Origin of the sequence: Sphaerotilus sp., from assembly GCF_041083715.1 — a bacterium.
Taxonomy (GTDB): domain Bacteria; phylum Pseudomonadota; class Gammaproteobacteria; order Burkholderiales; family Burkholderiaceae_C; genus Sphaerotilus.
Window position 1 is genome coordinate 1 of the sequence record NZ_JBFPGY010000215.1, and the last position, 8,856, is coordinate 8,856.

Below are 8,856 nucleotides of genomic sequence, written 5' to 3' on the forward strand. Positions count from 1 at the left end.
TGCGAGGGCAACCGCCAACAGGCCGTGGGACCGAGGCTTCGGAACTTCCAGCGGGGTCAGCGGATCGACCGCTGCGGCGGGCAGCGCAGTGGCTGGCGGGCGGGGAACGGCCGCGTCACGGGGATGGTCGGGCGGGACTTCAGACCACTGGCCCGCCGGCATCGGGGCGGGAATGAGTCCCAGTTGCTGCATCAGCGCCTGCACGTTCTGCGGGCGGTCGGCGGGCCGGATGGCCAGTGCCTGTTGCCAGGCTGCGAGGAAGGCGGGGTGGTAGTGCTGGCCGTGCGTGGTGGCCAGGCGCGCAGCCACCGCGGTCAGCGGCTCCAGACCGTCCTGCACCGTGCGGGTCTGCGCAGCCGGCGGCGGCCCGCCGGTCAGCGCCGCATGGACAACGGCCGCCAGCGCATACAGGTCGGTCCAGGGCCCTGGGCGCAGGTCCGGCCCCTCGGCCACCTGTTCGATGGGCGCGTAGCCAGGTCGGAGGTTCTCTTGTGCACTGTCCGGCTCCAGCAGCACGGGCCGGCCGTTGCGCAGCAGCCGGATGTTGTCCGGCACCACATGGCGGTGCAGGATGTGCTGGTGGTGCAGGCTGTCCAGCGCTCCCAGCAGCGGCACCAGCACGCCCATGAGCCATGCCTCGGTGGGTGGTGCCGGCAGTTGCCGCAGGGCCTGTGCCAGCGTCTGGCCGGCATAGAACGGCATGACCATGTAGGCCGTGCCATGGCCCTCCCAGTAACGGAATACCTTGACCAGGGCGGGATGATCGAAGCGCGCGAGCAACTGGGCCTGCCGCAGGAACTGCTGCAGGCCGACGCCGAACGCATGGGCATGGACCCGGCCGCGGACCTGCACGTGCCCGTCTTCGGCACGCGACGCCAGCGAGGCGGGCAGGTATTCCCTGATCGCGACTTCGCGTTCCAGTTCGTGGTCGAAGGCGCGGTAGACGACGCCGGTCCGCCCGGCACCGACCAGACCGCGGATCTCGAATTCACCCAGCCGGGTGCCGATGCTCAGATTGCCGTCCTCATCCACAGTGCTGTCCGATGGGTTGCGATGCGCCGGCAGCATAGCCCGATACAGCAGACACGTCCTGTGACTTTGATTGGCTGCTTGGTGTAGTGCCGGCTTGGGTGTGCCGGCATGAGGCCCATGGACTGCGCTGTCCACGCCGGATCCGCCGATCCCGTAAGCTCCGCATACGCTTTCGACCGACAGGAGAACTCCCATGCCCCGTGCCATCCAGATCTCCGCCTTCGGCGGCCCCGACGTGATGCAGCTCGTCGATCTGCCCGTCGGTGAACCCGGCCCGGGCGAGGTGCGCATCCGCCACCTCGCGATCGGCCTGAACTTCATCGACGTCTACCAGCGCACCGGCCTCTATCCCAATGCGCTGCCGCTGCAGCTGGGCATGGAGGCTGCCGGCGTGGTCGAGTCGGTGGGCGAGGGCGTCACGCACCTGCAGACGGGTGACCGTGTCGCCTACGCCAGCCAGCCGCCGGGCAGTTACTGCGAGGTGCGGGTGATGCCCGCCAAGTGCGTGGTGGAGCTGCCGGACGGCATCGACTTCGAGACCGGTGCCGCGATGATGCTCAAGGGCATGACCGCCGCCTACCTGCTGCGCCGCACGCAGCCGCAGGGGGGGCTGCAACCCGGTGACTTCGTGCTGTTCCATGCCGCTGCGGGTGGGGTGGGCCTGATCGCCTGCCAGTGGGCGCGCGCGATGGGGCTCAACCTGATCGCCACGGCCGGCAGCCCCGACAAGTGCCTGCTCGCGCTGCAGCACGGCGCCGCCCACGCCATCAACTACCGCAGCGAGAACTTCGCCGCCCGTGTGCGCGAGATCACCGAAGGACGTGGCGTGAAGGTCGTCTACGACTCGATCGGCAAGGACACCTTCGAGGGGTCGCTCGACTGCCTGGCCCCCTTCGGTCTGCTGGCGACTTACGGCAATGCGTCCGGTCCGGTGCCGCCGGTCAATCTCGGCGTGCTGGGCGCCAAGGGCTCGCTCTATGTCACGCGCCCGACGCTGTTCACCCACATTGCCACCCGCGAGGGCACGCAGGCACTGGCCGAGGAGCTGTTCGCGATGGTCAGCTCCGGCGAGGTGACGATCCCGATCGCGCAGCGTTATCCGCTCGAGCACGTCGCGCAGGCCCACCGCGATCTGGAAGCCCGTGCCACCACCGGCTGCACGATCCTGACGCTGTAATCCCTGGACTTGATGCAGCTCAAGCTGGCGAACCAAGTGTTTTCCATAATGGCTCCGCGGACCACCGCGCGGAGCCTGCATGACCCAGTCCCAGTCGATCGATGCCTTTCCGGACGAGTTCCGCGCTGCGGTGGTGCGGGCGGTGCACGGGCCGGTGGTCGAGGTGCGCTGTCGGTTGCTGCCGGGACTCGGGCATCTGCTGCGCGCGGGTGCCGCGGTCGGCGACGATGCCGGTGGTTGGTCGCTGGTCGTGGTCCAGCATCTGAGCGAATCGCTGGTGCGCTGCATCGCGCTGCAGCCGACCGAGGGGCTGGCGCGCGGCCTGTCGGTGGTCGACACGGGCGCGCCGCTGTCGGTGGCTGTCGGCCCTGCCACGCTGGGGCGCCTGCTGGGCGCGATGGGTCAACCGCTCGATGGCGGCGCGCCGGTCGAAAGCCCTGAACACCGCCCCGTGCTCGCCGCGCCACCGTCGCTGGCTGACACGTTGCCGGGTGACCGCATCCTTGAAACCGGCATCAAGGTGATCGATCTGCTGTGCCCTTTCGTGCGCGGCGGCAAGACGGGGTTGTTCGGCGGCGCCGGGGTGGGCAAGACCGTGCTCATGATGGAGTTCATGCACGCGGTCAGCCACGAGCACCATGGCGTGTCGGTGTTCGCCGGGGTGGGCGAGCGCATCCGTGAAGGGCACGAGCTGTGGCACGAGATGCGCGACGCCGGGGTGATGGACCGCGCCGTGATGGTCTTCGGCCAGATGGACGAGACGCCCGGCGTGCGCTTCTACACCGGCTACACCGCGCTGACCTGCGCCGAGGCGCTGCGCGACGCCGATGGTGGCGAGGTGCTGTTCCTGATGGACAACCTGTTCCGCTTCGTCCAGGCCGGCACCGAGATCTCCGGCCTGCTCGGGCGCATGCCATCCAGCGTCGGCTACCAGCCCACGCTGGTGACCGAGGTCGCCGGGCTGGAGGAGCGCATCCTCTCGACCCGCCACGGCGCGATCACCGCGGTGCAGGCCGTCTACGTGCCGGCCGACGACATGAGCGATCCATCGGTCGCGGCGATCCAGTCGCACCTGGACTCGGTCGTCATCCTCTCGCGCGAGCAGGCGGCGCGTGGCATCTACCCTGCCGTCGATCCACTGGCGTCGAACAGCCGGATGATCGACAGGCGCCTGATCGGCGAACGCCACTACCGCGTCGCTGGTGCGGTGCGCCAGCATCTGGCACGCTACAAGGAACTCGAAGACATCATCGCCATGCTCGGCGTCGACGAACTGTCGCCTGAAGACCGCCAGGTCGTCACGCGGGCGCGGCGACTGCAGCGCTACCTGACCCAGCCCTTCCAGGTCGTCGCCGGCCACACCGGGATGGGCGGCGTGTCCGTCCCGCTGGAGACGGTGCTGGCCGACTGCGAGCGCTTCCTTGGCGGCGCCTACGACACGCTGAGCGAGGACGCCTGCTACATGAAGGGGGCCATGCCTGTGCTGCCCGCCCTGGCGGCGGTGGCGGTGGCTGCATGAGCCGCACGCTGCGTCTCGACCTGCTCGACGGCCGGCGCATCCGGCAGATCGAGGGCGTGGCGAGTCTGGTCGCGGCGGATGCGAGCGGACAGTTCGGTGTGCTGCCCGGTCATCGGCCGCTGGTGACCATGCTGGCACCGGGTCTGTTGCGCTACCGCGTGGCTGGTGCAGCGCCGGACGACTGGCGCTGGATCGCCACGGTCGGCGGGACGCTGCGCTGTGCGGACGGGCAGATCGCCATCGTCAGCCGCCGCATCCTGGGCGACGACACGCCTGCCCCCGAGGCGCTGCAGGCCGAGCTGGACGCCGTGCTGCAGGAGGAACAGGCCTGGCGCGAGAGCGCCCGCACCAGCCAGGGCCGCATCGAGACCGCGCTCTACCAGCGCCTGCAGCAGCTCGCCGAACAGGCGCGCCCCTGACCATGACCGGCGACGACCAGCATCTGCGCCACCAGCTCGAACGCCAGGTGCGTCGCCTGCGCGCCGCGCGCCGCGCCGGCCTGCTCGGGCTGCTGATCACGGGCGGCACGGCGGGGCTTCTGCTGGTGGTGCCGCTGGTGCTGGGCGCCTACCTCGGGCGCTGGCTGGACGAGCAGTCCGTCGGCTACTCGGTGCGCTGGACCGTCAACGGCATCCTGCTCGGGCTGGCCGTGGGTGCGTGGAACGTCTGGCAATTCTTCCGGGAGCCTGGCGATGAATGACCTGGACGGCGCGGTCTGGCTGCACCTCGGCCCGCTGGCGCTGCGCGAGCCGCTGCTGCTGGCGATCGCGGTCAGTGCCCTGCTGGTGGGTCTCGCGCTGTGGCTCGGGCGCCGGCTGGCGCGCGAGGCGGCCGATCCGCTCGATCGGCCCGGCCCGCCCAGCCGCCTGCAAGGCTGGCTCGAAGCCACGTACAGCCTGATGCGCGAGGCGGTGGCCGAGGTGGTCGCCCCCGGAGACGTGGACCAGGTGCTGCCCTTCGTCGGCACGCTGTGGCTGTTCCTGCTGATCGCCAATCTGATCGGGCTGGTGCCGGGGCTGTCTTCGCCGACCCGCGACCTGTCGGTCACCGCCGCGCTGGCGCTGGTGGTGATGGTGTCGGTCCATGTCTACGGCATCCGCGCCGCCGGCCTGCGCCGCTACCTGGCGCACTACCTGCAGCCGAGTCCGATCCTGCTGCCCTTCCACCTCATCAGCGAGCTGACGCGCACGCTCGCGCTGGCGATCCGGCTCTTCGGCAACATGATGAGCCTGGAGATGGCCGCGATGCTGGTGCTACTGGTGGCGGGGCTGCTGGTGCCGATCCCGCTGCTGGTGCTGCACGTTGTCGAGGCGCTGGTGCAGGCCTACATCTTCGGGATGCTGGCGTTGATCTACATCGCCAGTGCCCTTGAAATCCAGTCCCTTCCGGAGCGTCCCGACCATGAATGACCTGCACCTGTTCAGCCTGGCGTCCACCATCGTCGCCGGGCTGGTGATCGCGCTGGGTGTGTTCTTTCCCGCCCTCGCCATGGGCCGGGCAATCGCTGCCGCGCTCGACGCACTGGCACGCCAGCCCGAGGCCGAGAAGTCGATCAGCCGCACGCTGTTCATCGGACTGGCGATGATCGAGTCGCTGGCGATCTACTGTCTGGTGGTGGCGCTGATCATCCTGTTCCGCAATCCGCTGCTCGAATACGTGCTGCGCTGAGGTCCGGCCATGAACCTCGACGCCACCACGCTGGTGCTGCAGACCATCAACTTCCTGGTGCTGCTGTGGCTGCTGACGCGCTTCCTGTACCGGCCGCTGCAGGCGGCGCTGGATGCGCGCCAGGCTGCGGGCGTCCAGCGCCGTGACGCGCTGGCCGCCCGCGAGGCTGCACTCGCCCGCGACACCGCCGCGCTGCAGGCCGAGCGCGACGCCGTGCAGGCCCAGCGCGACAACGCCCTGCAGGCGCTGACCGCCGAGATGGGCGCCGAGCGCCAGCGTCGGCTGACCGCGCTGCTGCAGCAACTCGACACCGACCGCGCCCAGGCCCTGGCCTGCGATGCCCAGCGCCGCACGCAGCAGGAGCAGACCGCGCAGGCCGACCAGCGCCGGCAGGCCGCCGAACACGTCGCGCGCTACTTGCAGCGGTTGGCGAGTCCGGCGGTCGAGGCTGCCGTGATCGCCCTGCTGCTGGCCGATCTGGCCGGGCCGCAGCGCGAGGCGGCGCGCGCTGCATTGCACGGCGCGGTGGTGCACTTCGCGGCCACGGTCGCGATCGAGACCGCGTTCGACGTGCCGCCAGACCTGTCGGTGCAGGTGCAGGCGGCGCTGTCCGACCTGTGCGGCTGCACGCTCGCCGTGCACTGGCAGCGGGACCCGGCGCTGCTGGCCGGGGTGCGCATCCAGCCGGGCGGCCATGCCAGCGACTACGCACTGGAGGCGAGCCTGCGGCGCGGCGTCGATGCCTTTGTGCAGGCTGCGGCTGCGGCATGACGGGTGGCGCACAGATCGGCCTCGCGGTCGAGGAGGTTGGCACCGTCATCGGGCTGGCCGACGGCATCGCCTGGGTGCAGGGCCTGCCGACGGCCGAGGTCGGTGAGGTACTGCTGGGTGCCGATGGCAGCCGGGCCTGGGTGTTCCAGCTCGACGAGCGGCTGATCGGCTGCATCCTGCTGGAGCAGTCGGGCCAGATGGCGGCCGGCCTGCGGATGCGCCGCAGTGGTCGGCGGCTGGCGCTCTCCTGCAGCGAGGCGCTGCTCGGCCGGGTGATCGACCCGCTCGGACGCCCGCTCGACGGCGGTCCATCTGTTCCCGCCGGCACACCCTGGCCGATGGAGGCGCGCTCGCCGGCCATCATCGAGCGCGACTTTGTGAGCCGTCCGTTCTACACCGGCAACACCATCATCGACACGCTGCTGCCGATCGGCCGCGGCCAGCGCGAGCTGCTGATCGGTGACGACGGCACCGGCAAGAGCGCGCTGGCGCTGGACGCGGTGCTGCACCAGCACGACCAGGGTGTGCGCTGTGTGCTGGTGCTGATCGGCCAGCGGCGCACGCAGGTGGCCGAGACGGTGGCCGTTCTGCGGGCGCGCGGTGCGCTGGCGCACACGACGGTGGTGGTGTCCGAGGCCGGCAGTCTGGCGGGGTTGCAGTACCTGGCGCCGTTCGCCGGCTGTGCGCTGGCCGAAAGCTGGATGCACGCCGGCCATGACACCCTGATCGTCTACGACGACCTCGGCAAGCATGCCCAGGCCTACCGCGAGCTGTCGCTGCTGCTGCGCCGTCCGCCAGGGCGCGAGGCGTATCCGGGCGACATCTTCTACCTGCATTCGCGGCTGCTGGAGCGCTCGACACAGCTGAGCGCGGCGCTCGGCGGTGGCAGCATGACGGCGCTGCCGATCGTGCCGACCCAGCTTGGCGAGGTCGCCAGCTACATCCCGACCAACCTGATCTCGATCACCGACGGGCAGGTCTACCTCAGCAGCAAGCTGTTCGCGGCCGGCATGCGCCCGGCGATCGACATCGCCACCTCGGTTTCGCGCATCGGTGGCAAGGCGCAGCACCCGGCGGTGGCCCGCGAGTGCCGACGTCTGCGGCTCGACTACCTCCAGTTCCTGGAGCTGGAGCTGTTCACGCGCTTCGGCACCCGGCTGGATGCCGACATGGCTGCCCGTGTGGCGCACGGGCACCTGTTGCAGGCGCTGTTCAGCCAAGGGCGCCTGCAGCCACGGCCGGTCGGGGTGCAGATGGCGTGGCTGGTGGCGCTGAACGAAGGCTGGCTGGCCGCGGCTCCGGTGGCGCAGTGGCCCGCGCTGCTGGATCGGCTGGCCGAAGCGGCGGGCGTGGCAGGCGCTGCACCCGCGCTGGAGGCCGCGCGCGGCGCCTGGGTCAGCGCCGTGCGCGGCTGGCTGGCATGAGCGGCACGGCCTTGCGCGAGCGCGCCGCGCTGCTCGACGAGCTGCACCAGATCGTGCTGGCGATGAAGAACCTCGCACTGTCCGAGCTGCAGCGCCTGGGGCGGCAAGTCGAGGCCTTGCGGCCTGCGCTGGCGACGGTGTGCACCGCACTGCAGGACGTGAGCGATGCCGGGGTCGGCCATGCGGCGGTGCCATCGCAGGATCGACCGGGCGGTGCGGTCGGCTGGTGGGTGATCGGGGCAGAGCGCGGGTTCTGTGGCGCACACAACAGCCACCTCGCGCAGGTTGTGCGCGACCTGCGCGGTGCCGATCCTCGCACCTGCTTCTGGCTTGCCAGCCGGCGGCTGCAGACGCTGCTGGAGGATCTGCCTGGCGCTGTGCCTGTGCCGCTGGCCGCCTGCGCGGCGATCGAGGAGGTGGACGACACGCTGGACGACTGGTGGGCCATGCTCGATCCGGTGCTGGCGGCCTGTCGGGAGCTGTGGCTGCTGTACCCTGACGAATCGGGGTTGGTGCGCCGCCGGCTGTGGCCGCCCGAACCACCCGATCGGCCTGCGTCCCTGCGGACCGCGCCAGCGCCGGTGCACTACCTGTCGCTGCAGGCACTGACCGCGGCGCTGACCCGGCAGCTCCTGCAACTGCGTCTGCGCGTGGCGCTGATGGCGGCGCTGACCCAGGAAAACCATGCCCGTCTGGCGCAGATGCAGCGCGCCCAGGACCACCTCGACGAACTTGGCCGCAGCCTGCGCCAGCGCTATGCGCAGCAGCGCCAGGCGCAGATCACGGACGAGCTGGAAACGCTGATGAGTTCGATCGATGCATGAGCGCCGCACGGCCTCAGGCCGAGGTATCAGCCTCGTCGCTGTCCTCGTCGATGACGGTGGCCCGGTAGGCATGCCAGCTCGCGTGCCCCACGATCGGCCCGATGAACAGCAGCCCGAGGAACCACGGCAGCATCGCCACCACCATCAGCACGGCGATCAGCACCGCCCAGAACACCATCACGACCGGCTGGTCCAGCACCAGCCGCAGGCTGGTCAGCCCGGCCGTGATGGCGTCCACCTGGCGGTCGAGCATCATGGGGATGCTCACCACGCTGATCGAGAAGATCAGCCCGCCGAAGACGGCGCTTACACCTAGGTAGGCGACGATGAAGCCGATGTTCTCCGGGTCGAGCAGTGCCAGCAGCGAGCCCTTCAGATCGGGCATGCCGTCGAAGCTGACCGCGAAGACCACCAGCGTGGCGCGTCCCCACAGCATCTCCA

The 8,856-nt window shown here is 70.3% G+C and carries 11 protein-coding genes; 9 read left to right on the forward strand and 2 right to left on the reverse strand.

The window, feature by feature from the left end; genetic code table 11:
* Positions 1-1,032 (reverse strand): serine/threonine protein kinase (locus AB3X43_RS09420; RefSeq protein ID WP_369429581.1); only part of this gene is annotated, 1,032 nt, incomplete at its 3' end.
* A gap of 193 nt (positions 1,033-1,225) precedes the next feature.
* Between AB3X43_RS09420 and AB3X43_RS09425 the strand changes: the two genes are divergently transcribed.
* The 9 genes from AB3X43_RS09425 (at position 1,226) to AB3X43_RS09465 (ending at position 8,415) form a co-directional block, all read left to right on the forward strand.
* The gene (locus AB3X43_RS09425; RefSeq protein ID WP_369429582.1) at positions 1,226-2,209 is read left to right on the forward strand and encodes a quinone oxidoreductase family protein; all 984 of its coding nucleotides are present in this window, start codon (positions 1,226-1,228) and stop codon (positions 2,207-2,209) included.
* Positions 2,210-2,288: 79 nt separating this feature from the next.
* A complete protein-coding gene (atpD, locus tag AB3X43_RS09430) occupies positions 2,289-3,728 on the forward strand; it encodes a F0F1 ATP synthase subunit beta (RefSeq protein WP_369429583.1) in 1,440 nt (479 codons plus the stop codon).
* On the forward strand, positions 3,725-4,147 hold the full coding sequence (locus AB3X43_RS09435) for a F0F1 ATP synthase subunit delta/epsilon (RefSeq protein ID WP_369429584.1): 423 nt from the start codon (positions 3,725-3,727) through the stop codon (positions 4,145-4,147). The genes atpD and AB3X43_RS09435 overlap by 4 nt, the downstream gene beginning before the upstream one ends.
* Before the next feature lie 2 nt (positions 4,148-4,149).
* A complete protein-coding gene (locus AB3X43_RS09440; protein ID WP_369429585.1) occupies positions 4,150-4,428 on the forward strand; it encodes an AtpZ/AtpI family protein in 279 nt (92 codons plus the stop codon).
* Complete coding sequence (locus tag AB3X43_RS09445; RefSeq protein ID WP_369429586.1) at positions 4,421-5,137, forward strand: F0F1 ATP synthase subunit A; 717 nt, start codon at positions 4,421-4,423, stop codon at positions 5,135-5,137. Before AB3X43_RS09440 ends, AB3X43_RS09445 begins: the two co-directional genes overlap by 8 nt.
* Positions 5,130-5,396 carry a F0F1 ATP synthase subunit C gene (locus tag AB3X43_RS09450; protein WP_369429587.1) on the forward strand — a complete coding sequence of 89 codons (267 nt, stop codon included), beginning with the start codon at positions 5,130-5,132 and terminating at the stop codon, positions 5,394-5,396. The genes AB3X43_RS09445 and AB3X43_RS09450 overlap by 8 nt, the downstream gene beginning before the upstream one ends.
* Before the next feature lie 9 nt (positions 5,397-5,405).
* The gene (locus AB3X43_RS09455; RefSeq protein ID WP_369429588.1) at positions 5,406-6,167 is read left to right on the forward strand and encodes a hypothetical protein; all 762 of its coding nucleotides are present in this window, start codon (positions 5,406-5,408) and stop codon (positions 6,165-6,167) included.
* Positions 6,164-7,591 (forward strand): F0F1 ATP synthase subunit alpha, encoded by a 1,428-nt coding sequence (locus AB3X43_RS09460; protein WP_369429589.1) that lies wholly within the window; start codon positions 6,164-6,166, stop codon positions 7,589-7,591. The genes AB3X43_RS09455 and AB3X43_RS09460 overlap by 4 nt, the downstream gene beginning before the upstream one ends.
* Positions 7,588-8,415, forward strand: a complete 828-nt coding sequence (locus AB3X43_RS09465; RefSeq protein ID WP_369429590.1) for a F0F1 ATP synthase subunit gamma — start codon at positions 7,588-7,590, stop codon at positions 8,413-8,415. The genes AB3X43_RS09460 and AB3X43_RS09465 overlap by 4 nt, the downstream gene beginning before the upstream one ends.
* Before the next feature lie 13 nt (positions 8,416-8,428).
* Here AB3X43_RS09465 and AB3X43_RS09470 read toward each other — a convergent pair.
* Positions 8,429-8,856: DUF2189 domain-containing protein (locus tag AB3X43_RS09470; RefSeq protein WP_369429591.1), on the reverse strand; the 428-nt coding region annotated here is incomplete at its 5' end.

Coding starts and splice junctions, on each gene's coding strand:
- AB3X43_RS09435 (WP_369429584.1), top strand. CDS start 3,725: ATGAGCCGCACGCTGCGTCTCGACCTGCTCGACGGCCGGCGCATCCGG.
- atpD (WP_369429583.1), top strand. CDS start 2,289: ATGACCCAGTCCCAGTCGATCGATGCCTTTCCGGACGAGTTCCGCGCT.
- AB3X43_RS09425 (WP_369429582.1), top strand. CDS start 1,226: ATGCCCCGTGCCATCCAGATCTCCGCCTTCGGCGGCCCCGACGTGATG.
- AB3X43_RS09445 (WP_369429586.1), top strand. CDS start 4,421: ATGAATGACCTGGACGGCGCGGTCTGGCTGCACCTCGGCCCGCTGGCG.
- AB3X43_RS09450 (WP_369429587.1), top strand. CDS start 5,130: ATGAATGACCTGCACCTGTTCAGCCTGGCGTCCACCATCGTCGCCGGG.
- AB3X43_RS09455 (WP_369429588.1), top strand. CDS start 5,406: ATGAACCTCGACGCCACCACGCTGGTGCTGCAGACCATCAACTTCCTG.
- AB3X43_RS09465 (WP_369429590.1), top strand. CDS start 7,588: ATGAGCGGCACGGCCTTGCGCGAGCGCGCCGCGCTGCTCGACGAGCTG.
- AB3X43_RS09440 (WP_369429585.1), top strand. CDS start 4,150: ATGACCGGCGACGACCAGCATCTGCGCCACCAGCTCGAACGCCAGGTG.
- AB3X43_RS09460 (WP_369429589.1), top strand. CDS start 6,164: ATGACGGGTGGCGCACAGATCGGCCTCGCGGTCGAGGAGGTTGGCACC.